This window comes from Promicromonospora sukumoe, assembly GCF_014137995.1.
Taxonomy (GTDB): Bacteria; Actinomycetota; Actinomycetes; order Actinomycetales; family Cellulomonadaceae; genus Promicromonospora; species Promicromonospora sukumoe.
Genome location: NZ_JACGWV010000001.1, coordinates 1,493,968 through 1,517,260 on the forward strand (window position 1 = coordinate 1,493,968; position 23,293 = coordinate 1,517,260).

The window sequence follows — 23,293 nt, forward strand, 5'->3', positions numbered from 1 at the left end:
ATACAGTCGCCAGGCGTCTTTCGGCCCGCACCGAATCACCTAGGAACGTGTCTCGGCGCGACCTACGTTTGCCCCGGCCTGAGATCCAGCTGCTGAGGTGACACGGGGAGAGCTGAGACAGATGACCAGATCCAGCACCACGACGAGCACAGGCACCGGCGGGGGCAGGTACCTCGCGGCGAGGCAGGACCGCCCGGTCGGCGGCACGAACAGCGGCGGCGGAGTCCGGCCGGCACGGCGGCTGATCGCCGTGCTGGTCGCCCTGCTGTCGGCCTTCGCGGTGAGTGTGGCGGCGCCGGCCGTCGCCGACCAGCGGGCAGGGAGCCCGGCGACCGTCACCGCTCCGGCGTCGGCCGACAGCGGCCCGGTGCAGGCCGCCCTGCTCAAGGGCGACCCGTCCATCTGGCCGAAGCCGGCCATCGTCGAGACCAACCTGAGCGCGACGCAGTCGGAGCAGATGGTCGGGGACTGCCCGCTCTACCACCTGTGCGTGCGCAATCAGGAGGCCGACGGTCTCTGGTCCGCGTACGCGCTGTACTACTGCCTGCCGGCCGGGCAGTACTACGAGCTGACCAACTTCACGGGCACGGTCTACGCGCAGAACAGCCAGAACGTGGCCGTGCGGCTCCTGCGGGCCGACAACTCGCAGGTCGACAGCATCGGCGCGCTCACCGGGAAGAACGTCAACTGGAACCCGGTCTGGAAGATCGACCTCTGCTGAAAAGCCGCCTAGGCCTGGAGCGTGTCCCGCACCATCAGCTCCAGGACCCGCATGAAGCGCTGCGCGCGGGCCCGCCCCAGGACGAACGGGTTCTGGCCGTCGGCGGTCCCGTCGCGCAGCGCCCGCAGGCGCTCCAGGCCGTAGTCGGTCTGGGCGTGGTTGCTCAGCTCGACGTCCACACGGGCGCGCCGCATCAGCGCGGCGTAGTCGGTCACGGAACGCAGGTAGTCGCGCTTGCCCGACGTCGGCTCGGGGAGCCCGGTCCCGCCCCAGAGCATCGCCGTGTGCCGCCGCCCCTTCCACCACACGGGGAAGACCGGCGAGACAGTGCCCGGGGTGTGTCCCGGCGTGTAGGGGAGCGTCATCGTGGTCCCGCCCAGGGTGAGCTTCTGCCCGTCGGCGATGTCCAGGTCACGCGCGGGGACGTCGGGCGAGTCGTCCGCGGCGGCCACGTCCCAGTCGGTCGGGCTCATCAGCACGCGGGCGCCGTAGCGGTCCGCGAGGTACTGGGCCCCGCCGAAGTGGTCGGCGTGCCCGTGCGCCACCACCACGTACTTGATGCGCGCGGGGTCCACGCCCAGCGACCTGAGCTCAGGGACCAGGATGTCGGCGGCCTGGTCCCGCGACTCCAGCGCGTCGATCAGGATCACACCGTCGGACGTCTCCACGGCCGTCGCGGAGACGAAGTCGGTGCCGACCACGGTCACGTTGTCGAAGATCCGGGTCGGCTCCGGGTCCGGGGCCTCCGGCGGGAGCCAGCCGGGCGTGAACGCCGCGATCAGCGCGAGGAGCACGGGGTCGTCGCCCGCGAGCCGGGCGGCCTGCTCGGCCGGCGTGCCGTCGCCCAGGTCCACGTCGGCATCGCCCGAGGCGGTGTCGGACGGCGACGGTTCCGCCCCGGACCCTCCGGCCGCCGACGACGCCGATGACGGCGACGCGCCACCCGGCGCGCTCTCCGAGCCCCCGGAAGGGCCCGACGCCTCCCGCACACAACCGGCCAGGGGGACGAGCGCCGCCGCGGCGAGGACGGCGCGGCGCGAGAGCTCAGCATGTCGCAGCAGGTCCATGGGCCGATCGTACGGACGGTCCCGGAGCTTCGCCGGTCGCTCGCCACCGCGGTGCGGGCCCGCGGCCTGCCCGGTCGCGGTAGCGTTGTCAGGTGACTTTCAGCGAGGGCGGGCAGTTCGAGGGCGGCCGGGTCCGCAAGGGTGGCGGACGCCGGGGCGCCGTCGGCGCGGGTGTCGGCGGCGGCGCGGCGCTCGTCATCGCGCTGCTCTACATGGTGCTGACCGGCAACAGCCCGGCCGACATCCTGGGGACCACCACGGACTCCGGGGGCGGCGGCGAGCAGGGCTACATCGGTGAGTGCACGGCCGAGCAGGCCAACAGCGACCCCGAGTGCCGCCTCAGCGCCGCCGTCGACTCGCTCGACGTGTACTGGGCCGAGACGCTGCCGGCACAGGGCGGCGTCGAGTACGCGATGCCCGAGGTCGTCAGCTTCGAAGGCGCCGTCGACACCGGCTGCGGTTCCGCGACGTCGGCCACGGGGCCGTTCTACTGCCCGGCCGACACCACCGTGTACGAGGACCTCTCGTTCTACGACCAGCTCTCCAGCCAGTTCGGTGCCGAGGGCGGGCCGCTGGCGGAGATGTACGTGACGGCGCACGAGTTCGGCCACCACATCGAGAACCAGCTCGGGCTGTTCGAGCGGGCCGACCGGTCGGGCACCGGCCCGGAGTCCGACTCGGTGCGCATCGAGCTCATGGCCGACTGCCTCGCCGGGATGTGGGCCGGCAACGCCGCGACCACCGTCGACCCGGACACCGGTGTCACGTTCCTCGAGCCCATCACCCGCGACGAGCTGGACCAGGCGCTGTCCGCCGCCGCGGCCGTCGGCGACGACAACATCCAGCGCCGCTCCGGCGGCGACGTGAACCCCGAGGCGTTCTCCCACGGCTCCAGCGAGCAGCGCGTGAAGTGGTTCTCGATCGGTTACGAGGGCGGCACCATCCAGGACTGCAACGCCCTGGACGCCCGCACCCTCTGACGTTACGGTGGGCGGCATGCACCTCAGCGCACGCACGACGACGCCGGACCCCTCCGGCGCGCGCTGACCTGCACCCAGCAACCCAGGCCCCGGAGCTCGCTCCGGGGCCTTTGTCATGCACGACGGCGGCAACCGGGCGGCTCCTCCCTCCTAAGGAGCAATGCCATGAACGTCCACGCACCGAACCAGCAGGCGCCCGATCGCCGTCCGGACGCCGCGGAACGGCCCGCCGTCCTCGACCATCGCGACCTCGGCCGGGACATGCGGATCTTCGACACCAGCCCGCTCGTCGGCCCCGGCCTGCCGCTCTGGCTGCCCGCCGGTGCCGCCGTCCGGTACGAGCTGGAGCAGTACGCGCGCGAGGTCGCGCTGCGCACCGGTTGCGAGCCCGTGTACTCGCCCGTGCTCGGCAAGCGCTCCCTCTTCGAGCGGTCGGGGCACTGGGCCAAGTTCGCCGACGACATGTTCCCGCCGATGTACCTCGGCGGCGGTCCCGACGACGACGCCGACCCCCTCGTGCTGCGGCCCGCCAACTGCCCGCACCACGCGCAGATCTACGCGTCCGAGCCGCGCTCCTACCGCGACCTGCCCGTGCGGTACTCGGAGCTCGCGCCCATGTTCCGCGCCGAGCGGTCCGGGGTGCTGTCCGGGCTGAGCCGGGTGCGGCAGATCAACCTGGACGACGCGCACGTCTTCTGCCGCCCCGACCAGGTCGCCGCCGAGGTGCGCACCGCCGTCGTCGCCGTGCTGGAGGTGCTCGACACCCTGGGCATCGACGTGTCGTACCTGCGCCTGTCCGGCCGTGACGACTCCCAGAAGTGGCTCGGCGAGCCCGGGCAGTGGGCCGCGGCCGAGGAGGCGCTGCGCGTCGTGCTCGACGACGTCGCGTCGCCCGCCGGCCTGCCCTGGCATGCCGAGGCCGGCGAGGCCGCGTTCTACGGCCCCAAGATCGACGTGCAGGTGCTCGACGCCCGCGGCCACGAGGAGACCCTCGCGACCGTGCAGCTCGACTTCAACCAGCCCGAACGGTTCGACCTGACCTACGTCGCCGCGTCCGGGGAGCGCGAACGGGTCGTGATGATCCACCGCGGCACCGTCGGCGCCATGGAGCGGATGGTCGCGTTCCTCCTGGAGCGGCACGGCGGCCGGCTCCCCTTCTGGCTCGCGCCCGTGCAGGTCTGCCTGCTCCCGCTGCCCGACGGCGGGGACGCGCTCGTGGACGACGTCGCCGCCGACCTGCGGGCCCGTGGCCTGCGCGTCCGCGTGGAACGGGACGGGTCGCTGGGCAACCGGATCCGGCTCGCCCGCGAGCGGCGGGACGCGCTGCTGGGCGTGCTCGGCGCGCGTGAGGCGGCGTCGGGCGCGGTGGCGGTGACCGACCCGGCGTCGGGCGCGAAGGCCTCCGTGCCCCTCGCGGAGCTGGGCGACCGCCTCGCGGACGCGGCGCGTCGGCGGGTGCCGCGCGTGTGCCTCTGACCCTCAGCGCGCCCAGGTGCGCCGGTCGCGGGCCGCGAGGTGGACGATCTCCAGCTCGCGGTCCGTCAGCACCGGCCGCCGGTCCTCCAGCCACGGCACGAGCTCCCGCGTGGTGAGCACCTCGACGCCCTCGCGAGAGCCCACCACGCGGGGCTCCTTGGTGCGGACGAAGACGATCACGGGCGTCACCGTGACCGGCACGCGCGTGGCCCGGCCGAGGATCTCCTGGGTGCGGCGCGCTTCGTTCCAGGCGGCCTCGGCCGTGACCTCGTGCGACGGGCGGAAGATGGTGTGCATCGTGAAGACGCCGCCGGGCCCGATCACGAGCTGGTCGAGCTCCAGGGCGCCGCCGTCGGCCTGGACCGACTGGAGCACCCGCCAGGCGGGGCGTCGGGCCACGAGCTCCCAGAGCTCGGCCGCGGCGGCGCGCGCCCCGGTGATCCGGCGCCGCATCTCGCGGTGGTACTCGTCGGGCCGTCCGGTCAGCCGTCCGCGCAGGACCGCCGTGGTGTGCTGCTTGAAGTACGTGCGCCGCCGGGCGATCAGGTGCTTCGCCGGCCGGTTGCCCGTGAGGTCGTCACCGCCCGTCAGGCGGCCGGCGCGCAGCAGCGGCAGCGCGTCGGTGACGGTGACTGGAACGCTGGTCGTCTCAGTGCCCATGGGGCGGACGTTACGTCCGCGTTGCCATGTGCGCGCGTTCTGACGGTGAAGTGATCACTCACCTGCGGCGTCGCCCGCGGTGCCCGGAGCGGCGTCGGCCCTGCCGCCCGGGAACGCCCGGCGCGTCACCAGCACCACCACCAGCGCGGCCACCACGAGCACCGCCCCGGTGTACGGCAGGACGTCGATGCCCGCGCCGTCGAGCACGAGCGCCCCGAGCGCCGCGCCGCCGCCGATACCGATGTTCGCCGTCGCGTTGACCAGCGCCCCGACGACGTCGGGCGAGGCTCCGCGCGTCCGGATCGCCGCCGTCTGGAAGACGGCCGCCACGGCACCGAAGCCGATGCTCCAGACGGCCGCCGCGGCGAGCGTGCCCACGGTCCCGGGGAACGCGACGCCGAGGGCGAGCACCCCGGCCGCGACCACGGACAGGGTGATCACGGTGGTCTGCCGGAGCCGCACGTCGAGCCGCGCGGCGGCGAACGCGGCACCGACCAGCCCGAGCGCGCCGATCAGCAGCAGGGCCGGCCCGAGCGCGGCGGTGGCGAGCCCGGCGGCCAGGAGCAGCACGGAGATGTAGGTGTAGACCGTGAAGTGGCCCAGGTAGGCCAGGGCGTTGGCCGTGCTGACCTGGGCGAGCGCGGTGCGGCGGGCGCCGCGGGCGGCGTCGGCCGGGGGAGTGCCGCCGCCCGGGACGGACGGCAGCAGCCACGCCGTGAGCCCGCACGCGACGGCGCACACGACCGTCAGGACGACGAACGTGGTGCGCCAGCCGACGGCGGTGCCCAGCGACGTCGACAGCGGGACGCCAAGGATGAACCCGGCCGAGGCGCCCAGCGTGACCAGCGCGAGCGCGCGGCCGGCGAGGTGCGGGCGTACCAGGCGTGACGCGTACCCGATGCTCACCGAGAAGAACACCGCGTGGGCCGCCCCGCCCAGCGCGCGCGCCGTGGCGACGACGGCGAACGTGGGGGCGAGCGCGACGATCACGTTGCTCACCGTGTAGACGACGAGGGTGCCCAGCAGCAGGGACTTGCGCGGCAGCCGGCGCGTGGCCGACGTCAGCGGCAGGGCGAGCGCCGCGACCATGAAGGCGTACGCGGTGACCAGGAGGCCCGCGAGCGACTCGGAGACGTCGAGGTCGTCGCTGATCAGCGGGAGCAGGCCCACGGGGACCAGCTCGGTGGTGACGGCGACGAACGTCGCGAGGGCCAGTGCGAACAGCCCGCCGGCCGCCTCGCGGACGTCTCCGGGCTGCCAGCCGGCGGCGTCGGCGCGTGAAGGGGGCATGGGTCCCATGGTGACATTCGTCGCGACCCGCCCGATGCCGCAGTCGCACCCCCTAGACTGGACCGGCCCCCGCCGCCGTGGGCCGATCCACCCTGCCACCACCCCCCTGACCGTGAGGAACACCTGCGTGATCACTGCCCATGGCGTCGAGCTGCGCGTCGGCGCGCGCGTGCTGCTGAGCGAGGCAACCTTCCGGGTCGCCTCGGGCGACCGGATCGGCCTGGTCGGCCGCAACGGTGCCGGCAAGACCACGCTGACCAAGACCCTCGCGGGGGAGACCCAGCCGACGGGCGGGCAGATCGTGCGCGGCACCGACATCGGGTACCTGCCGCAGGACCCGCGCACGGGTGACCTCGAGGTGCTCGCGATGAACCGCGTGCTCTCGGCGCGAAACCTCGACCACGTCATCACGCAGATGCGCCAGGCCGAGGGCGAGATGGCGTCGGCCGACCCGGCCACGCAGGCCGCCGCGCTGGACCGGTACCCCCGGCTGGAGGCGCGGTTCCTCGCGGCGGGCGGGTACGCCGCCGAGTCCGAGGCGCAGATCATCACGGCGAACCTCGGCCTGGACGAACGCGTGCTGGGCCAGCCCCTGAGCACCCTCTCCGGCGGTCAGCGCCGCCGGATCGAGCTGGCGCGCATCCTGTTCAGCGGCGTCGAGACGCTGCTGCTGGACGAGCCGACCAACCACCTCGACGCCGACTCGATCATCTGGCTGCGTGACTACCTCAAGGCGTACAACGGCGGGTTCATCGTGATCAGCCACGACGTCGACCTGCTGCGCGCCACGGTGAACAAGGTGTTCCACCTGGACGCCAACCGGGGTGAACTGGACCAGTACAACATGGGCTGGGACACCTACCTGGAGCAGCGCGAGACGGACGAGCGCCGTCGTCGGCGCGAGCGGGCCAACGCCGAGAAGAAGGCGGGCACACTGCTCGCCCAGGCCGAGAAGATGCGCGCCAAGGCGACCAAGGCGACCGCCGCGCAGAACATGATCAAGCGCGCCGAGAAGATGCTCGGCGGCCTGGAGAGCGAGCGCGCCTCGGACCGCGTGGCCAAGCTCCGCTTCCCGACGCCGGCGCCCTGCGGGCGCACGCCGCTGACCGCCGCCGGGCTGTCCAAGGCGTACGGGTCGCAGGAGGTGTTCGCCGGGGTGGACCTGGCGATCGACCGCGGCTCGCGCGTCGTCATCCTCGGCTTCAACGGCGCGGGCAAGACGACACTGCTGCGTATCCTCGCGGGCGTCGAGGCCCCGGACACCGGCGAGGTGATCCCGGGCCACGGTCTCAAGCTCGGTTACTACGCCCAGGAGCACGACACGCTCGACATGAACGCGACCGTCGTCGAGAACCTGCGCCACGCGGCCCCGGACCTCACCGACACGCAGGTGCGCTCCGTGCTGGGCTCGTTCCTGTTCAGCGGTGACGACGCCGAGAAGCCCGCCAACGTGCTCTCCGGCGGCGAGAAGACGCGGCTGGCGCTGGCGACGATCGTCGTGTCCGGCGCGAACGTGCTGCTCCTGGACGAGCCCACCAACAACCTCGACCCCGCCTCCCGCGCTGAGATCCTCGGCGCGCTCAAGACGTACGAGGGCGCGGTCGTGATGGTGACCCACGACGACGGCGCCGTCGAGGCCCTGGAGCCCGAGCGCGTGCTGCTCCTGCCCGACGGCGACGAGGACCTCTGGAACGACAGCTACCAGGAGCTCGTCTCCCTCGCGTGATCTCGGCGACCGAGCCTGACGGCCCGACCGCTGGTCGAGCTTGTCGAGACCTCTTGGACCCCTCGGGGAGACCGTAGAACTCCGGGTCGTGTTGCTCTGCGTAGACAATGTCTACGCAGAGCAACAGAGCCCGGGGACGTGGTGCTTTCCCGGGGACCTTGTTCGTGCCGAGGGGTCTCGACAAGCTTGACCGGCGGACGGCCGGGGCTCAGCGGAGCTGGGCCTCGATGAGCGCGTCCTCCTCGTCCTCCGCGCTCGGCCGACGGTCGCGCGGCTGCCGGCGGGCGCGCACGCCCTCGGCGTCGGCCAGGTCCTCGGAGGCCAGCAGCAGGTCACCCGCGGAGACGTTCTCCCCGCGCAGCGCCCCGCGCTCGCGGCGCCACAGCAGCACGTAGCCGGCGATCGCGCCGATCGCGAAGATGCCCCACTGGAACGCGTACGACAGGTGCGACCCGGGGTCCGTGTTGGGCTTGGGCAGCGTGGCGAGCGAGATCCCGGGCGCCGGCTGCTCGGACCGCAGCGCGCCGTACGCGCCGACGGTCCGCCCCTCGGCCCAGCCCGCGCCGGACGGCCCCGCCGCGAGCACCTGCGCCGTCGAGATCGCCTGCACCTGCCCCGCGGGGGCGCCGCGGGACGACGCGGGCTCGTCCGCCCGCAGGGAGACGACCGCGGTCACCGTGCCCGACGGCGGCGCGGGGAACGCATCGGGCTCAGCGCCGTCGGACCCGAGCGGCACCGTGCCGCGGTCCACGACCACCACGACCTCCTGGCCGTCCGGCAGGCGTGCCTCGAACGGCACCAGCACGTGGTACCCGTTCTGGCCGGCGACGGGCCGGTTGCGCAGCAGCACCGTCGCGTCGGTGACGTAGGTGCCCCGCAGCTCGACCGGGCGCCAGACGTCGGACTCCGGGACGACTGCCCCCGGCCCCGGCAGGACCTCGTCCACGGGCACGGCGGGCGCGGACCAGTTGTTCTCGATGCGGTCGATCTCGATCTCGCGCGACTCGTACCGGTTCCACTGCCAGCGCCCGGCGAGCAGGCACAGCGCGGCCAGGACGACGGCGGCGACCGCCAGGATCACCCACTGGCGGGTCGTGCGGGGGCCGCGGGCGTCGTCGGGCATCGGGGCGAGCACCGAGGTATCGGTCACGACACCCGGTCCAGTTCCGCGACCGCCACCGTCTGCTTCCAGAAGGACCGCGCGCCCAGGAACTGCTCCAGGTGCTCACGGTGCTCGTCGCACGCGAGCCACACCTTGCGCCGCTCGGGCGTGTGCAGCTTCGGGTTGTTCCAGAGCAGCCCCCACGCGGCCTGCTCGCGGCAGCCCTTGGCGCTGCAGATCAGCTCGCCGTCGGGAACGGGGTCGGGTGCGGGACCCGAGAGTCCGAGGAGGTCCATTCAGTCGTCCACGTGGTTGATCACGCGGCCCTGGCCCTGGCCGTCCTCGCCCTGGTGTGCGGCCGGGGGCGCTTCCTCGGGCAGCTCCTCCAGCATGGGGGCGGCCTGCGGGGTGACGGGGGAGGTGTCGTGCGTCGTGTGGTCCCGGCCGGCGTTCGCGACCAGCACCGCCGAGTACGGCAGCACCACCGCGGCGGCCACCAGCGCCCAGCGGATCCAGCCGTCGACCAGCACGGCGCCGATGATGCAGACCACGCGGATGGACATCTGGATGAGGTAGCTGCGTGTCCGGCGCGCCTGGTCCACCGCCAACGGCTCCTGGGCCGAGGTGATGGAGGGAACCGGCTCGTTCATGCTGCCAGTCTACGTGCGCTCCACGACGTCGGACGCGATGCCGACGCATCTCACACGGCTCCGGACGTTTCGGACACGCGGCGGGTTGTTGTAGGAAACCGACAAGGACCGGTGCATCCCTGTGGCCCGCCGCGCGCGGCGCGCGTCCGACGCGCGGGGTAGCGTCGCAGCGGACCCGGATCGACCCAGGTCCCGGCCGCGGCCCCCAGCCTTGCGCGGCCCCCTTGCGAAAGCCCAGCATCGAGGAGCCTCAGGTGACCACCACGCCCGCCACCCAGAGCATTGCCGCAGGTCCGACCGGCCGTGTCGTCGTCGTGACGGGTGCCGCACGCGGCATCGGCCGCGCCATCGCCGAGCGTTTCGTCGCCGACGGCGACCGCGTCGCCACGATCTACCGTGGCGGGGACCTGCCCAAGGGCGTCGCGCCCTACGTGGCGGACGTCACGGACACCGAGGCCGTCGACGCCGCGTTCTCCGCCATCGAGGCCGACATGGGCCCGGTCGAGGTGCTCGTGGCCAACGCCGGCGTCACCAAGGACCAGCTCCTCATGCGGATGAGCGACGAGGAGTTCGAGACCGTCGTCGACGTGAACCTCAAGGGCACGTTCCGCTGCGTGCGCCGGGTGTCCAAGGGCATGATCCGCGCCCGCAAGGGCCGCATCGTGCTGCTCGGCTCGATCGTCGGCATGTCCGGCGGCCCCGGCCAGGTCAACTACTCGTCGTCGAAGGCCGCCCTCGTAGGCATGGCCCGCTCGATCACCCGTGAGCTCGGCACGCGCGGCATCACCGCGAACGTCGTCGCGCCGGGCTATGTCGAGACGGACATGACGGCCGCGCTGTCCGAGGACGTGCGCAACGGCTACCTGAAGTCGATCCCGGCCGGCCGCTTCGCCACGCCGGACGAGGTGGCCGCGGTCGTCTCCTTCGTGGCGTCCGACGCCGCCGGCTACGTCTCGGGCGCGGTCATCCCCGTCGACGGTGGCCTGGGCATGGGGCACTGACCCGTAGTCTGACGCCGCCACCTGCGGTTTCGCCCGTACATATCCAACATTCTCGGTACCGGGAACGGCGCGGAGTTTCGTCCCACGCCGCAGTTCGCATTACGCTCGCACCCAGCACAGGGGTTGCTCCGGCACGCCTGCGCCTGATCGGAAGGACAACATGGGTCTCCTCGAAGGTAAGAAGCTGCTCGTCACGGGCGTGCTGACGGACTCGTCGATCGCATTCCACGCCGCCCGGCTCGCTCAGGAGGAGGGCGCGGAGGTCGTGCTCTCGTCCTTCGGGCGGCAGATGAAGCTGACCCAGGCCTTCGCCAAGCGTCTCCCCGTCGAGGCGCCGGTGGTCGAGCTGGACGCCACCAGCCAGGAGAACCTCGACGCGCTGGCCGACGCCGTGCGCGCGGAGGGCTTCGAGCGGCTCGACGGCGTCGTGCACTCGATCGGGTTCGCCCCGCAGTCCGTCATGGGCGGCAACTTCCTCACGGGCACCTGGGAGGACGTCGCCACCGCGCTGCACGTCTCCACGTTCTCGTACAAGTCGATCGCGGTGGCCGCCAGGCCGCTGATGACCGACGGCGGTGCCGTCGTCGGCCTGACGTTCGACGCGCAGTTCGCCTGGCCCGTCTACGACTGGATGGGTGTGGCCAAGGCTGGTCTCGAGTCCGCGAACCGCTACCTGGCGCGCGACCTCGGGCCCGAAGGTATCCGCTGCAACCTCGTCTCGGCAGGGCCGATCCGGACCACCGCCGCCAAGTCCATCCCGGGCTTCGCGACGATGGAGGACGCCTGGCCGACGCGAGCCCCCCTCGGCTGGGACCAGACCACCGCAGAGCCGGCCGCGCGCGCCGTCGCCGCCCTGCTGTCCGACTGGTTCCCGGCAACGACAGGCGAGATCGTGCACGTCGACGGCGGCGTGCACGCCATGGGCCAATAGATGGTCAGGAGGCACTGATGGGCAGAGCGTCGGGCGCGGAGCCCACCACGACGCCGTCACGGCGTCTGGTGTTGCTCCGGCACGCGAAGGCGGAACCGGCGTCGGAACTTCCCGACGAGTCCCGGCCGCTCGCCCTGCGTGGTCGGGACCAGGCGGGGAAGGTCGGGGCGGCGCTGGTCGCGTCCGGCCTCGTGCCCGACGCCGTCCTCGTCTCCGGGGCGCTGCGCACGCGGCAGACCTGGGACCTCATGCGCAAGCACCTGGGGGAGCCGCCGGTGGCCTACACCGACGACCTGCTCGGTGCCATGCCGCGGGGCGTCCTGGCGCTGGTCCGTGAGCTGGAGCCCGCGGCCCGCACCGTCCTGGTGATCGGTCACGAGCCCGCGATGGCGGGCACGGCCGAGCTCCTGGCCGGCCCCGGCTCGGAGGACGGCGCCCTCGCGCAGGTGCGTGTCGGCGTCCCGACGGCGACGTACTCGGTGCTGGAGGCCGACCTGGCCTGGGCCGAGTGGGACCGCAAGTCGGCCCGCCTGACGGAGGTCACGCGCCCGGCCTGACCGCTCTGCGTGTCAGACGACGACGGACGTGTCAGACGTACAGGTCACCCGGGTGACCTGTACGTCTGACACGTCCGTCGTCGTCTGACAGGGTGGGGCGCGTCAGAGCAGGGCCAGGAGGTTGTCCAGGCGGTCCTCGATGACGTGGGGAGCCTGGGCGCGGACCAGGGGCTTGGCGTTGAACGCCACGCCCACCCCGGCGGCGCCGATCATGTCGAGGTCGTTCGCGCCGTCGCCCACGGCGACAGTCTGCTCCATCGGCACCCCGGCCTGCGCGGCCCACTCGCGGAGCGTCGCGGCCTTGGCGGCCCGGTCGACGACGGGGCCGACGGTGCGGCCGGTCAGCACGCCGTCGGCGACCTCCAGCCGGTTGGCGCGCACGAGCTCGATCCCGAGCTCCCGCGCGATCGGCACCGCGATCTCCTCGAACCCGCCCGAGACCAGCCCGAACGCCCAGCCGCGGGCGTGGCACTCGGCCACGAGCTCCCGGGCGCCCGGCATCAGCTCCACGGCCGCCCGCACCTTCTCCAGCGCCTCGACGGGCACACCCGCCAGGGTCGCGACGCGCTCCCGCAGCGAGCCGGCGAAGTCCAGCTCGCCCCGCATCGCGCGCTCGGTCACGGCCGCCACCTCGTCGCGGGTGCCCGCGTGCTCGGCGATGAGCTCGATGACCTCCTGGCGGAAGAACGTGGAGTCGGCGTCGGACACGATGAGTCGCTTCACGGGAACCAGTGTGCCGGAGCGCCCCGCTGCCGTGCCGATCCGTCCACGGCGGCCGGGCAGTTGAACGTAGGTGTGGTCGCACTCTGAGCTCTCAGAGTGCGACCACACCTACGTTCGACGGCGGCAGTGCCCAGCCATCAGTAGTTGCCCCGTGCGATCCAGTTCTTGCCGTCCGCGGCGATGCCTTCAAGGATGCGGAGGGTCGGCGCGAACCCTGTGGTGTCCAGGCTCGTGTCCAACGGGTTGTCCGGTTCGACGTCGGCATCGGTGTCGGGCCGTTCGGGATTCCGCAGGTCGTCCGCGGCGAGCTCCAGGTCCTGTCCCTTGGTGACGAGAATGTCCCTTGTCGGCCCGTTGGTGAGCGTCAAGCGTAGGTTCTGCCGACCATCAGCGCCCTTGACGACGTTGACCGAGGAGACGGCGTCGAAGCGGAAGGTGTTGCGCTCCTCGCTGTTGAACGCACCGGTCTCGAAGTTCAGCACCTTGCTGACCTCACGGACGCCGTCCTCGGTGATCAGGAACAGCCGCAGGGCGTAGCTGTTGTACCGCAAAGGGCCGTTGCGTTCCTGGGCTCGGCTGGCACTGGGAGTGGGAACCCGGAGCACGGCATACGAGATCACGTCGCGCCATGAGATGCGGAAGTGCTCAAGAGCGTCGGCGATCAGGATCGTGGTGTCGCTGCGCAGCCACGTCTCCATCTCTTCCTCGCTCGGCCGAGCGTCCTTCAGCCGTTGCGTCCAACGGCGGAATTCGTTCTCCCGCCCCTCCCTGCGCCGACCTTCGTCGTAGAGGTCGTCAATATAGTGACGTCTCCCACTGGCGACTCTGTGCCATTTTCTCGCGGTGTACAGTCCGCCGGCCACCGCCAGGAAAGTGGCGACTGCTGCTCCGGCGGGTTGAGCCTGGAGCGCGTTCTGGATGACGCAGCCGACTGTGAGCAGCAGGATCGTCAGCCCCAGTACGCAAAGGATCTTGGTCCTGTCGGCAATCTGAAAGCGAACTTTATGGTCGTCGATAGTGCCGGCTCTCCACTGCTTCTGTACGTCGATGGCGTGATACCGGATCAGCCAGACGACATTCGCGAGCGAGACGTGGCTCTCCCGGTAGATCTCGACGATCTCGTCGCGCAGGTATGTGCGGAGGCCAGCTGTCTCGGCCAGCCACCAGTCCTTCTCGTGATCACGTGGTCGGTACTTGCTGAAGTAGAACTCGAAGGACCTGGTGACGCCCGCGGCAAACCCCCGGCCGTCGGAGCCTCCATTGGCCGCGCTCGCACGCCGCCGCTGCTCCTCCCATCTGAGCCTCTTGACGCGATAGCGCCATTCGAAAGCGTTGCGAGCGGTGACCCAGGCAGCGGCGAGCGCAAGGGCGTAGGCCACTATGGCGACGGGAGCGGCGCTGCTGAGAGTCAGCCATCCGAGATAGCCGACGGTGAGGGCGCACAGGAGCGTCCCCGCAGCGATCCGAGCACGTTCACCTGGGGCGATGTGTGGAAGCTGGGCAGGACGAGCGCGGGGCCCGGCGGGGTCCGCTTCGAAGTAGGCCCAGACGCGATGGCCGCGGCTCCCGGAATGGCGCTCGAGAAGCGCTTGCTTCTTGGTGTTCGCCCAGACGTTGTCTTTCGTCGCAGCCGAGAGCACCTTGTCGAGGTGCCGGAGCGACCTTTCACGGAGCGCCCCGGGTAGCGCCAAGATCCGCTTCTCTGCCAGTTCGATGCCCTCTGCCGAGGGGTCGAGCCGGTGAATTATCAGCTCCCGGACTGCCCCGAGCGCCGGGCCGTACTCCTCATCGTCCTCGTGAGCGACGAATCGCTCGGCAGCGGTGGTGAGACGGGCTCGTTCGTCCTTGGTGAGGTCCCGATCGGACCGCGCGCTGAACATCGACAGCGCCCAGTGAAAGCGCACCTCGGCCGTGTCCAGTCCATCTGCCATGGCCTCGCTGAAAAGTTCCTCGGCCTTCCGCGGGACGCCGTCCTCCAGATATCGCACGCCCGTCCGGTACTTCTTCTCCGGCGGATCGGTGGCGCTGATCTGGTAGACGTTCGCGTTGTGGACGACGCTCGCCTGAATGCCGACCACTGATCCCGGCCCCGCGCTGTTGTCCGTTCTCATCTCGTGCGGTTCGGGCGGAGGCGGGGGCGGAGCCGCATGGGTGTTCATGCGAGCCCGTTCACTGCGGTGATGACGACGGCGGTCTTCGCCGCCAGGTCCGCCAGGTGGGCCACGAGACCGCCGAACTGCCTGAGCGCGATGACCGCCTTCTTCTTGCCCTTCGCGTCAGGATCTCGCAGTGCTGTCTCAGCGTTGACGAGGCCGCTCTTCGCAGCATCGTAGGTTTCGTCGTCCACGGCCCCTTCGGCACGGTGGTGATCGAGCAGCACGCGAAGCTCGGCCAGCGCCTTGGTCGGGTCGGTGACCTGCTCACGTTCCGGCGTGGTGGACATCCAGACGGAACTGCCGGTGACGTTCGCCGCCACGATCCCCACGTTGCCCGAGGTGGTGTTGTTCACGGTAGTGCTGGTCGAGGCAGGCGGGGTGGTGCGAGGCTCGTTCGGGGTCATGGACGTCTCCTTCGCTTCGTTGGCCAGTTCGACTGCGAGCTCGATCGCGAATGCCGCCGCGTGCGCTGCGGCTCGGGGCTGCCAGGTGCCGTCGTTCGCGGACGACTTCTCGCCGTCGGCCCGGTCGCTGATGCCGCGGATGATGGCGACCGGGGCACTGTTGAGGTGGCCGGCATGGGCAATGCCGGCAGCCTCCATCTCGATCGCCGTCGCGTTGTTGTAGTGCTTGTGGAGCCGACGAGCTTCGATGGAGACACGAGAGTTCAGGACGACCTCCCCGGCCGCGATGGCACCGAACGTGACGCTCGGACGGCCGCCGTCCGACATGCGGGCGTCCAGCGGTAACCGGGCCGCCCAGGTTCCGGAACGCTCGAGGTGGTGGGCGAGCTGGCTGAGGTGGTGCGACGTCTTCCACTCGCTCGGGCGGGCCTTGAAGCCGTCGTCCTCGCTGGTGCCTCCCTGGTAGGCGAACACGCGGTCGGCCACCACTACCTGGCCGAGCGGTGTGGCGTCCCACACCGCTCCCGCCACGCCGACGAACAGCGCCGCCACGGGCGAGAACTGTTGGATCGCCCGCTCGGCGAGCACGGCGGAGTTCGAGTTGCCGACCCCGACGAGCCCGACCGCGATCCTGCAGTCCGTGCCGTCGACGGTACCGATCTCGAACCGTGTGCCGGTGCCGTGCCGATGTTGCTCGATGTCCTTCAGGTGCTGTCGGACTGCCTTGTACTCGAGATCCAGTGCTGTCAGAACGACGACCACGCGTGCGTCAGTCATCGACCCTCCTCGGAATCGTTCGATGGATCAGGGCGGGTGAGCGGGGGGTGCAGTGTGGCGGCAGGTCCTGCGCGGAACAGGCGGGCGGGACGGCCGGTGGTCATGCGTCGGTCGGCGCCGGCGGACTCGATGAAGCCCGGTACGCGCTGGACCTTGCGGTAGAAGTTGCGTGGGTCGAGGTCGACGCCCCACACCGCCTCGTAGACCTCCTGGAGGTCCGCGATGGTGAAGGTCGTGCCACAGAACGCCGTAGCCAGCGGTGTGTGCTCCAGCTTGCTTCGTGCCCGTTCGACGGCGTCGTCGAGGATCTTCCAGTGGTCGAACGCGAGCTGTACGTCGCCCGAAAGAGCTCGTTCGACCGGTACCCAGGCGGCCCCCGACGCGTCGGTCCCCGCGACGGGGTCGGGCAGTCCTGGTGCGATCGCCAGGTAGGCGATCGACAGCACGCGACCGCGCGGGTCGCGACCGGGCGTGCCGTAGGCCCCGAGCTGCTCGATGTGCAGGTCGGTGCCGTCCAGGTCCGCCTCTTCCCGGAGCTCACGCAGGGCTGCGGCGTAGATGTCCTCCTCGGCGTTGTTGAGAAACCCTCCCGGCAGGGCCTGGGCGCCCTTGAACGGTTCGATCCCGCGCTCGATCAGCAGCACGTGGAAGACCGACGCCCGCAAGGTCAGGATCACGAGGTCGACCGCCACGAGGATCTCCGGTGGCGTCCAGGTGTCTTCGTCGTCGGTCATTGGCTGTCACCCTCTTAATGTCGAACTGACAATAAGGGCCGAGGGGCCGCCCCGGCAAGAGCTAGCTGAAAGATGGGTGAACCGAACGTAGGGGTGGTCGCACTCTGAGGGCTCAGAGTGCGACCACCCCTACGTTCAACGCCTCAGGAGGCGTCAGCCGACGGCGTCAGCCAGCGGCGGCGGCAGCCGCCGTTACGGGCGAGCGTCAGTCGACGATGGTGCCCTTCGGGACCACCACGAGGCCCGACTCCGTGACCGTGAAGCCGCGCGCCCGGTCCTCGTCGTGGTCGACGCCGATGCGGGCCCGCTCGTTGACGATCACGTTCTTGTCCACGATGGCGCGGTGCACGTGCGCGTAGCGGTGCACCTGGACGTCGTCCATCAGCACCGAGTTGGACACGTTCGACCAGGAGTGCAGGTGCACGCCCGGGGACAGCACCGACCCCGCCGCCTGCGCGCCGGAGACGAGCACGCCGGGGGAGACGATCGACTCCGAGGCGTGGCCGGTGCGGCCGGGGCCCGCGTGCACGAACTTCGCCGGCGGCAGCCCCGTGTAGCCCGTGTACAGCGGCCACTCCATGTTGTAGAGGTTGAAGATCGGGTGCACCGCGATCAGGTCGGTGTGCGCGTCGTAGTACGAGTCGATGGTCCCGACGTCGCGCCAGTAGCCGCGGTCCCGGTCCGTGGAGCCGGGCACGTCGTTGCGGATGAAGTCGTAGACACCCGCCTCACCCTGGGTCACGAACGCCGGGATGATGTCGCCGCCCATGTCGTGCCGCGAGTCGGGGTTGGCCGCGTCCTTCGTGACCGCCTCGACCAGCGCGTCGGCGTCGAACACGTAGTTGCCCATCGAGGCGAGGATCTCGCCGGGGGAGTCCGGCAGGCCCGTGGGGTCGGTCGGCTTCTCCAGGAACTCCCGGATCTTCGACGGGTCGGCCGGGTCCACGTCGATGACGCCGAACTGGTCGGCCATGGCGATCGGCTGCCGGATCGCGGCGACCGTGGCGCGCGCCCCCGACTCGATGTGCGCGTCCACCATCTGCGAGAAGTCCATGCGGTAGACGTGGTCGGCGCCGACCACGACCACGATGTCCGGACGCTCGTCGTCGATGATGTTGAGGCACTGGTAGATCGCGTCGGCGCTGCCGAGATACCAGTGCTTGCCGACGCGCTGCTGCGCCGGCACCGGCGCCACGAAGTTGCCCAGCAGCGGCGACATGCGCCACGTCTTGGAGATGTGGCGGTCCAGGGAGTGGGACTTGTACTGCGTCAGCACGACGACGTGCAGGTACCGCGAGTTGACGATGTTCGACAGCGCGAAGTCGACCAGGCGGTAGATACCGCCGAAGGGAACTGCGGGTTTGGCGCGGGCGGCGGTCAGCGGCATCAGCCGCTTTCCCTCACCGCCGGCGAGGACGATCGCAAGGACGCGTGGGGCGGAGGCCATACGGTGACATTAAGCCCTTTCCGCCGGTTCCGTCAGGTGGCACGCGGAGACCTGCCGCACGCTAGGTTGGCACCGTGCCCGACGTTCCCGCCGCCCCCGGCCCCGCCCCCCAGCCCACCGCCCCCGCCGGCGCGCTCCGCGTGGACCTGCTGACCCGCGAGTTCCCGCCGAACGTCTACGGCGGCGCGGGCGTGCACGTCGCCGAGCTGGCCACCGTCCTCGCCCAGCACGCCGACGTGCGCGTGCGCTGCTTCGACGGACCGCGCGACGCCGCCACCGAGGCCTCCGGCGTCACCGGCTACACGACGCCGACGGCGCTCGCGGGCGCGAACCCCGCCCTGGCCACCCTGGGCACGGACCTCCTGATGGCCGACGACGTCGCGGGCGCCGACCTGCTGCACTCGCACACCTGGTACGCCAACATGGCGGGGCACCTGGGCGGCCTGCTGCACGGCGTGCCGCACGTCGTCACCGCGCACTCGCTGGAGCCCCTGCGGCCCTGGAAGGCCGAGCAGCTCGGCGGCGGCTACGCCCTGTCGTCATGGGCCGAGCGCACCGCCTACCTCGGCGCCGCGGGCGTCATCGCGGTCTCCGCCGGCATGCGGGCCGACATCCTGCGCGTCTACCCGGAGCTGGACCCCGAGCGTGTGCACGTGGTGCACAACGGCATCGACCTGTCGGGCTGGCGACGGCCCGACGCCGACGACGCCGTGGCCCGCGCCGCGGCGGAGGCGACCGTGCGGCGCCACGGCATCGACCCGGACCGCCCCGCCGTCGTGTTCGTCGGCCGGATCACGCGGCAGAAGGGCCTGCCGTACCTGCTGCGCGCGGCCGCCGAGCTGCCCCCCGAGGTGCAGCTCGTGCTGTGCGCCGGGGCGCCGGACACGCCGGAGATCATGGCCGAGGTCCGGGGCCTGGTCGAGCGCCTGCGCGAGACCCGCACCGGCGTCGTCTGGATCGAGGAGATGCTCCCGCGGCCCGACCTGATCGCCGTCCTCGGCGCGTGCACCGTCTTCGTCTGCCCGAGCGTCTACGAGCCGCTCGGCATCGTGAACCTGGAGGCCATGGCGGTCGGCCTGCCCGTGGTCGGCACGGCCACGGGCGGCATCCCCGAGGTGGTCGACGACGGCGTCACCGGCCTGCTCGTGCCCATCGAGCAGTCCGACGACGGCACCGGCACCCCGCTCGACCCCGACCGCTTCGTCGCCGACCTGGCCGCGGCGCTGACCCGCGTGGCGACGGACGCCGAGAGTGCGGAGTCGATGGGCGCCGCGGGCCGTCGTCGGGCGGAGGAGCACTTCACCTGGGCCGCCATCGCGGACCGCACCATGGACGTCTACGAGCGGGTCCTGGCCGGCGCGTAGCGCGCCGGGCGCCTCAGGCGCAGCCCGTCAGGAGATCCGGCCGTAGGTCGCCGCGCTCATCGCGTGCCGCGCCGTGCGGTCCACCTCGCGCAGCGCCGTGGACCGCTGGTCGACCTGGAAGACGTTGACCGCGCCGCCGTCGTCCACCGTGCCCAGCGCGACGATGGCGCGCAGCCGGCTGGCGAGGTCGAGCACGCGGGCCCGGCGGCCGTCCAGGTGCGGCACGGGCCACGACGACGTGCTGGCCGAGCGGATGCGCTCGATCGCGTCGGCGGCGTCGTCGCGCCAGCGAGCGACGTCGAGCTGGTCCAGGGCGTCCGTGGCCGTCATCAGGCTGGTGCGCAGCTCGCGCTCGGCGTCGGCGACCGAGCCGATCGTGCCGTGCACCAGCGTGGTCCAGTCCGGCACCGCCACCACGTTCCACGTGACCATGTGCCCGGGCTCGAGGTGGCTGCCGAACGCCTGCACCCGGGGCACGGCGGCCCAGCTCCCCGCGGGTGTCGTGATCACCACGCACTCGCCCGCCTCGGTGGCGTCGTGGTTGGCCGCCGCCGGCACGCCCGAGGCGTCGCCGGGCGAGGGCAGCAGCGCGCAGACCTCGCGCGGCCCCTCCGTCCAGGCGGTGAAGAGGGTGTCGAGGTCGGTTCCGTCGGCAAAGCCTGCTAGCCCCTCCACGGTGTGCGGCTCGTCGTCGCCCACCACGGACTTCACGGCGTCCGAGGTGTCGCCCACACCCTGCAGCCACAGGGCGAGCAGCACGCTCCGGGGGAGGTCCTGTTCGGTGTCCACCGCAGCACTGTAAATGACGACCGACCAGGTAGGGTCGGTGCCCATGAGCTCGGTTCTCCACCTTGCGGGCGTCACCGTCCGTCGCGGCACCTCGACCATCCTCGATTCCGTGGACTGGCAGGTGAACGAGGGAGAGCGGTGGATCGTTCTCGGGCCCAACGGGGCCGGCAAGACGACGCTGCTCCAGATCGTCGCGGCGCGTCTGCACCCGACGTCGGGCACGGCGACGATCCTGGACACGACCCTCGGCCGGGTCGACGTGTTCGAGCTGCGCCCCCGGATCGGCATCTCCAGCGCGTCCCTCGCCGAGCGGCTGCCGACGGCGGAGACCGTCCGCGACGTCGTGCTGACCGCCGCCTACGGCGTGACCGGGCGCTGGCGCGAGAGCTACGACGAGCTCGACGAGCAGCGGGCCAAGGACCTGCTGGCGGCGTTCGACGTCGACCACCTCGCCGACCGCACGTACGGCACCCTGTCGGAGGGCGAGCGCAAGCGCGTGCAGATCGCGCGGGCCCTGATGACCGACCCCGAGCTGCTGCTGCTCGACGAGCCCGGCGCGGGCCTCGACCTGGGCGGCCGCGAGGAGCTCGTGGCGACGCTGGCCGGGCTGGCGAACGACCCCGCCTCGCCGGTCCTGGTGCACGTGACGCACCACGTCGAGGAGATCCCGCCGGGCTTCACGCACCTGCTGCTGATGAAGAAGGCCGGCATCCAGGCCGCCGGGCCGATCGAGGAGGTGCTCACCGCGGACAACCTCTCGGCCGCGTTCGGGCTGCCCCTCGTGGTGGCGCACGGCGGCGGTCGCTGGCTGGCGCGCGCCGCGCGCTGAGGCCTTTCCCCGGCGTCCTCCCGGCGTGCTGGACCTGGAATGTTGAGGGCGCTCAGGAAAAGTGTTTGAAACGGCGATTTCACTACCGCTGTGTCAGTGGTCCTTGGTAAAGTCCGGGCAAAGGTCCGAGGTAGCGGTAATTTCACCGCGAAGGGCCCGTCGCCGGAGAGGTTCCGGCGTCGACCGGTCGCCAGCCGGAGTGGACGCTCGGAGGGAGCAACCCATGGCGTGGTTGTGGTGGGTAGGGGCGGCGCTGATCTTCGCGCTGATCGAGCTCTTGTCGTTGGACTTCGTCTTCATCATGTTCGCGGGCGGTGCGCTGGCCGCCGCCGTCGCGAACGGCGCGGGCGCGCCGCTGTGGATGCAGGCCATCGTGTTCGTCGTGGCGTCGGTGGTGCTGCTCGTGACGCTGCGGCCCACGCTGATCCGGCACCTGCGCAACAACACGCCCAAGGCGCCCACCAACGCCGAGGCGAACGTGGGCCGTACGGCGTCGGTGGTCCAGGAGGTCAGCACCGCGTCGGGCCTGATCAAGCTCAGCGGCGAGGTGTGGAGCGCGCGCTCCGTGCCCGGGTCGCCGCTGCTGCCCGCCGGCACTAGCGTTCGTGTGGTCCAGATCGACGGCGCCACCGCCGTCGTCGAGCCGGCCTAGGGGCCTGGCGCCTGGGCGCCCCCTTTTGTGTTGTCCCAGACAGTCCAAGTCAGAAGCTGAACACCGCCCGCGGGCCAAGGCGCTCGCGTAAGGAGAACTCGTGGAGTCATTCGGGCAAGTCCTGCTCTATCTGATCATTGCCCTGGTCGTGATCGTCGGTATCGTCGCGGTGATCCGCGCCGTGCGGATCGTTCCTCAGTCGGTGGCGCTCGTGGTCGAGCGCCTGGGTCGGTACTCCAAGACGCTCGACCCGGGCCTGCACGTGCTGGTGCCGTTCGTGGACCGCGTCCGTGCCGGCGTGGACCTGCGCGAGCAGGTCGTCTCGTTCCCGCCCCAGCCCGTGATCACCAGCGACAACCTGGTGGTCGAGATCGACACCGTCATCTACTTCCAGGTGACGGACGCCAAGTCCGCGGTCTACGAGATCGCGAACTACATCACCGCCATCGAGCAGCTCACCGTCACCACGCTGCGTAACGTGATCGGCTCGATGGACCTCGAGCAGACGCTGACCAGCCGTGACCAGATCAACGGCCAGCTGCGTGGCGTGCTTGACGAGGCGACCGGCCGCTGGGGTATCCGCGTCAACCGGGTCGAGCTCAAGTCGATCGACCCGCCGCCGTCGGTGCAGGGCTCCATGGAGCAGCAGATGCGCGCCGAGCGTGACCGCCGCGCCGCGATCCTCACCGCGGAGGGTGTCAAGCAGTCCGCCATCCTCACGGCCGAGGGTCAGAAGCAGTCCGAGATCCTGAAGGCCGAGGGTGACGCCCAGGCGCAGATCCTGCGCGCCGAGGGTGAGTCGCGCGCCATCCTCCAGGTCTTCGAGGCCATCCACCGCGGTGACGCCGACCCGAAGCTGCTGGCCTACCAGTACCTCCAGACGCTGCCGCAGATCGCGAACGGCACGTCGAACACCACCTGGGTCATCCCCACGGAGTTCACCGCCGCCCTGGGCAACATCGCCTCGGGCTTCGGTGGCGGTGCCGGTCCGGCCGTCCCGCCGCCGCCCCCGGGCGAGGGCCCCTCGGGCCCGCGCGGGCCGATCGACTCCGTGCTCGACGAGCCCCTGCTGCCGGACCCCGCCGAGGCCCTCGCCGAGGCGCAGCGGCAGGCCGAGGCCGCCACGGCCGACGCGACGAGCGCCGGCACGCGGTCGGGCGAGCCGTTCGACAGCGGTTCCGAGCGCGGCCAGCGCCCGGGCGGCTCGACGCCGCCCCCGCCGCCGGCCCCGCCGGCCGGCTGACCGGCTGACCGGCT

23 protein-coding genes are annotated in these 23,293 nt (G+C 71.5%); 11 read left to right on the forward strand and 12 right to left on the reverse strand.

Features of this window, described 5'->3' with window-relative positions:
* Positions 1-121 precede the first annotated feature (121 nt).
* On the forward strand, positions 122-721 hold the full coding sequence (locus FHX71_RS06615; RefSeq protein ID WP_182614965.1) for a hypothetical protein: 600 nt from the start codon (positions 122-124) through the stop codon (positions 719-721).
* Between the two features lie 8 nt (positions 722-729).
* Here FHX71_RS06615 and FHX71_RS06620 read toward each other — a convergent pair whose 3' ends face one another.
* Positions 730-1,788, reverse strand: a complete 1,059-nt coding sequence (locus FHX71_RS06620; RefSeq protein WP_182614966.1) for an MBL fold metallo-hydrolase — start codon at positions 1,786-1,788, stop codon at positions 730-732.
* Between the two features lie 92 nt (positions 1,789-1,880).
* On the opposite strand from FHX71_RS06620, the gene ypfJ reads away from it, so the two are divergent.
* Both ypfJ and thrS read left to right on the forward strand, forming a co-directional pair.
* The gene (ypfJ, locus tag FHX71_RS06625) at positions 1,881-2,768 is read left to right on the forward strand and encodes a KPN_02809 family neutral zinc metallopeptidase (protein ID WP_182614967.1); all 888 of its coding nucleotides are present in this window, start codon (positions 1,881-1,883) and stop codon (positions 2,766-2,768) included.
* A 165-nt stretch (positions 2,769-2,933) separates the two neighbouring features.
* A complete protein-coding gene (thrS, locus tag FHX71_RS06630; RefSeq protein ID WP_182614968.1) occupies positions 2,934-4,244 on the forward strand; it encodes a threonine--tRNA ligase in 1,311 nt (436 codons plus the stop codon).
* Positions 4,245-4,247: 3 nt separating this feature from the next.
* Here thrS and FHX71_RS06635 read toward each other — a convergent pair whose 3' ends face one another.
* Both FHX71_RS06635 and FHX71_RS06640 read right to left on the reverse strand, forming a co-directional pair.
* A complete protein-coding gene (locus FHX71_RS06635; protein ID WP_182614969.1) occupies positions 4,248-4,904 on the reverse strand; it encodes a hypothetical protein in 657 nt (218 codons plus the stop codon).
* A gap of 54 nt (positions 4,905-4,958) precedes the next feature.
* Positions 4,959-6,194: an MFS transporter gene (locus tag FHX71_RS06640; RefSeq protein ID WP_182614970.1), complete on the reverse strand. Its 1,236-nt coding sequence runs from the start codon at positions 6,192-6,194 to the stop codon at positions 4,959-4,961.
* Positions 6,195-6,321: 127 nt separating this feature from the next.
* On the opposite strand from FHX71_RS06640, the gene FHX71_RS06645 reads away from it, so the two are divergent.
* Positions 6,322-7,920, forward strand: coding sequence for an ABC-F family ATP-binding cassette domain-containing protein (locus tag FHX71_RS06645; protein WP_182614971.1), 1,599 nt, complete (start codon positions 6,322-6,324; stop codon positions 7,918-7,920).
* A 208-nt stretch (positions 7,921-8,128) separates the two neighbouring features.
* Here the strand turns inward: FHX71_RS06645 and FHX71_RS06650 are convergent, their stop codons facing one another.
* From FHX71_RS06650 to FHX71_RS06660, 3 genes are read right to left on the reverse strand one after another with little or no spacing between them, the layout of a single operon-like run.
* Positions 8,129-9,070, reverse strand: a complete 942-nt coding sequence (locus FHX71_RS06650; protein ID WP_312876943.1) for an SURF1 family cytochrome oxidase biogenesis protein — start codon at positions 9,068-9,070, stop codon at positions 8,129-8,131.
* Positions 9,067-9,318: a hypothetical protein gene (locus FHX71_RS06655; RefSeq protein WP_182614972.1), complete on the reverse strand. Its 252-nt coding sequence runs from the start codon at positions 9,316-9,318 to the stop codon at positions 9,067-9,069. Before FHX71_RS06655 ends, FHX71_RS06650 begins: the two co-directional genes overlap by 4 nt.
* Positions 9,319-9,672, reverse strand: a complete 354-nt coding sequence (locus tag FHX71_RS06660) for a DUF3099 domain-containing protein (RefSeq protein WP_182614973.1) — start codon at positions 9,670-9,672, stop codon at positions 9,319-9,321.
* Positions 9,673-9,926: 254 nt separating this feature from the next.
* Here FHX71_RS06660 and fabG point away from each other — a divergent pair, with 254 nt between their 5' ends.
* The 3 genes from fabG to FHX71_RS06675 all read left to right on the forward strand — a co-directional run bounded on the left by fabG (position 9,927) and on the right by FHX71_RS06675 (position 12,161).
* Entirely contained in the window at positions 9,927-10,673 is a 747-nt protein-coding gene (gene fabG / locus FHX71_RS06665; protein WP_312876944.1) for a 3-oxoacyl-ACP reductase FabG, read from the forward strand.
* 160 nt (positions 10,674-10,833) lie between these two features.
* Positions 10,834-11,604, forward strand: a complete 771-nt coding sequence (fabI, locus tag FHX71_RS06670) for an enoyl-ACP reductase FabI (protein WP_182614974.1) — start codon at positions 10,834-10,836, stop codon at positions 11,602-11,604.
* Between the two features lie 17 nt (positions 11,605-11,621).
* Positions 11,622-12,161 carry a SixA phosphatase family protein gene (locus FHX71_RS06675; RefSeq protein WP_182614975.1) on the forward strand — a complete coding sequence of 180 codons (540 nt, stop codon included), beginning with the start codon at positions 11,622-11,624 and terminating at the stop codon, positions 12,159-12,161.
* Between the two features lie 102 nt (positions 12,162-12,263).
* On the opposite strand, the gene serB is transcribed toward FHX71_RS06675, so the two are convergent.
* From serB to glgC, 5 genes are all read right to left on the reverse strand, one after another.
* Positions 12,264-12,884, reverse strand: a complete 621-nt coding sequence (serB, locus tag FHX71_RS06680; protein ID WP_312876945.1) for a phosphoserine phosphatase SerB — start codon at positions 12,882-12,884, stop codon at positions 12,264-12,266.
* A gap of 137 nt (positions 12,885-13,021) precedes the next feature.
* On the reverse strand, positions 13,022-15,043 hold the full coding sequence (locus FHX71_RS06685; protein ID WP_182614976.1) for a hypothetical protein: 2,022 nt from the start codon (positions 15,041-15,043) through the stop codon (positions 13,022-13,024).
* Complete coding sequence (locus FHX71_RS06690) at positions 15,040-16,221, reverse strand: 5'-methylthioadenosine/S-adenosylhomocysteine nucleosidase family protein (RefSeq protein ID WP_182614977.1); 1,182 nt, start codon at positions 16,219-16,221, stop codon at positions 15,040-15,042. Before FHX71_RS06690 ends, FHX71_RS06685 begins: the two co-directional genes overlap by 4 nt.
* The gene (locus tag FHX71_RS06695) at positions 16,218-16,955 is read right to left on the reverse strand and encodes an NUDIX hydrolase (RefSeq protein ID WP_182614978.1); all 738 of its coding nucleotides are present in this window, start codon (positions 16,953-16,955) and stop codon (positions 16,218-16,220) included. The genes FHX71_RS06690 and FHX71_RS06695 overlap by 4 nt, the downstream gene beginning before the upstream one ends.
* A 205-nt stretch (positions 16,956-17,160) precedes the next feature.
* Positions 17,161-18,402 carry a glucose-1-phosphate adenylyltransferase gene (gene glgC, locus FHX71_RS06700; protein ID WP_182614979.1) on the reverse strand — a complete coding sequence of 414 codons (1,242 nt, stop codon included), beginning with the start codon at positions 18,400-18,402 and terminating at the stop codon, positions 17,161-17,163.
* A 74-nt stretch (positions 18,403-18,476) separates the two neighbouring features.
* Between glgC and glgA the strand changes: the two genes are divergently transcribed.
* The gene (glgA, locus tag FHX71_RS06705) at positions 18,477-19,766 is read left to right on the forward strand and encodes a glycogen synthase (RefSeq protein ID WP_182614980.1); all 1,290 of its coding nucleotides are present in this window, start codon (positions 18,477-18,479) and stop codon (positions 19,764-19,766) included.
* A 27-nt stretch (positions 19,767-19,793) separates the two neighbouring features.
* Here the strand turns inward: glgA and FHX71_RS06710 are convergent, their stop codons facing one another.
* Positions 19,794-20,555, reverse strand: coding sequence for an Rv1486c family protein (locus tag FHX71_RS06710; protein WP_182614981.1), 762 nt, complete (start codon positions 20,553-20,555; stop codon positions 19,794-19,796).
* 43 nt (positions 20,556-20,598) lie between these two features.
* On the opposite strand from FHX71_RS06710, the gene FHX71_RS06715 reads away from it, so the two are divergent.
* The 3 genes from FHX71_RS06715 to FHX71_RS06725 all read left to right on the forward strand — a co-directional run bounded on the left by FHX71_RS06715 (position 20,599) and on the right by FHX71_RS06725 (position 23,279).
* Positions 20,599-21,384, forward strand: coding sequence for an ABC transporter ATP-binding protein (locus FHX71_RS06715; protein WP_182614982.1), 786 nt, complete (start codon positions 20,599-20,601; stop codon positions 21,382-21,384).
* Positions 21,385-21,607: 223 nt separating this feature from the next.
* On the forward strand, positions 21,608-22,036 hold the full coding sequence (locus FHX71_RS06720) for an NfeD family protein (RefSeq protein ID WP_020013101.1): 429 nt from the start codon (positions 21,608-21,610) through the stop codon (positions 22,034-22,036).
* Positions 22,037-22,136: 100 nt separating this feature from the next.
* Complete coding sequence (locus tag FHX71_RS06725; RefSeq protein WP_182614983.1) at positions 22,137-23,279, forward strand: SPFH domain-containing protein; 1,143 nt, start codon at positions 22,137-22,139, stop codon at positions 23,277-23,279.
* Positions 23,280-23,293 lie beyond the last annotated feature (14 nt).

What these genes read in the sequence shown, in the direction of transcription:
- FHX71_RS06615 (WP_182614965.1), top strand. Translation starts at nt 122, where the DNA reads ATGACCAGATCCAGCACCACGACGAGCACAGGCACCGGCGGGGGCAGG.
- FHX71_RS06620 (WP_182614966.1), bottom strand. Translation starts at nt 1,788, where the DNA reads ATGGACCTGCTGCGACATGCTGAGCTCTCGCGCCGCGCCGTCCTCGCC.
- thrS (WP_182614968.1), top strand. Translation starts at nt 2,934, where the DNA reads ATGAACGTCCACGCACCGAACCAGCAGGCGCCCGATCGCCGTCCGGAC.
- FHX71_RS06635 (WP_182614969.1), bottom strand. Translation starts at nt 4,904, where the DNA reads ATGGGCACTGAGACGACCAGCGTTCCAGTCACCGTCACCGACGCGCTG.
- FHX71_RS06640 (WP_182614970.1), bottom strand. Translation starts at nt 6,194, where the DNA reads ATGCCCCCTTCACGCGCCGACGCCGCCGGCTGGCAGCCCGGAGACGTC.
- FHX71_RS06655 (WP_182614972.1), bottom strand. Translation starts at nt 9,318, where the DNA reads ATGGACCTCCTCGGACTCTCGGGTCCCGCACCCGACCCCGTTCCCGAC.
- FHX71_RS06660 (WP_182614973.1), bottom strand. Translation starts at nt 9,672, where the DNA reads ATGAACGAGCCGGTTCCCTCCATCACCTCGGCCCAGGAGCCGTTGGCG.
- fabI (WP_182614974.1), top strand. Translation starts at nt 10,834, where the DNA reads ATGGGTCTCCTCGAAGGTAAGAAGCTGCTCGTCACGGGCGTGCTGACG.
- FHX71_RS06675 (WP_182614975.1), top strand. Translation starts at nt 11,622, where the DNA reads ATGGGCAGAGCGTCGGGCGCGGAGCCCACCACGACGCCGTCACGGCGT.
- FHX71_RS06685 (WP_182614976.1), bottom strand. Translation starts at nt 15,043, where the DNA reads ATGAACACCCATGCGGCTCCGCCCCCGCCTCCGCCCGAACCGCACGAG.
- FHX71_RS06690 (WP_182614977.1), bottom strand. Translation starts at nt 16,221, where the DNA reads ATGACTGACGCACGCGTGGTCGTCGTTCTGACAGCACTGGATCTCGAG.
- FHX71_RS06695 (WP_182614978.1), bottom strand. Translation starts at nt 16,955, where the DNA reads ATGACCGACGACGAAGACACCTGGACGCCACCGGAGATCCTCGTGGCG.
- glgC (WP_182614979.1), bottom strand. Translation starts at nt 18,402, where the DNA reads ATGGCCTCCGCCCCACGCGTCCTTGCGATCGTCCTCGCCGGCGGTGAG.
- FHX71_RS06715 (WP_182614982.1), top strand. Translation starts at nt 20,599, where the DNA reads ATGAGCTCGGTTCTCCACCTTGCGGGCGTCACCGTCCGTCGCGGCACC.
- FHX71_RS06720 (WP_020013101.1), top strand. Translation starts at nt 21,608, where the DNA reads ATGGCGTGGTTGTGGTGGGTAGGGGCGGCGCTGATCTTCGCGCTGATC.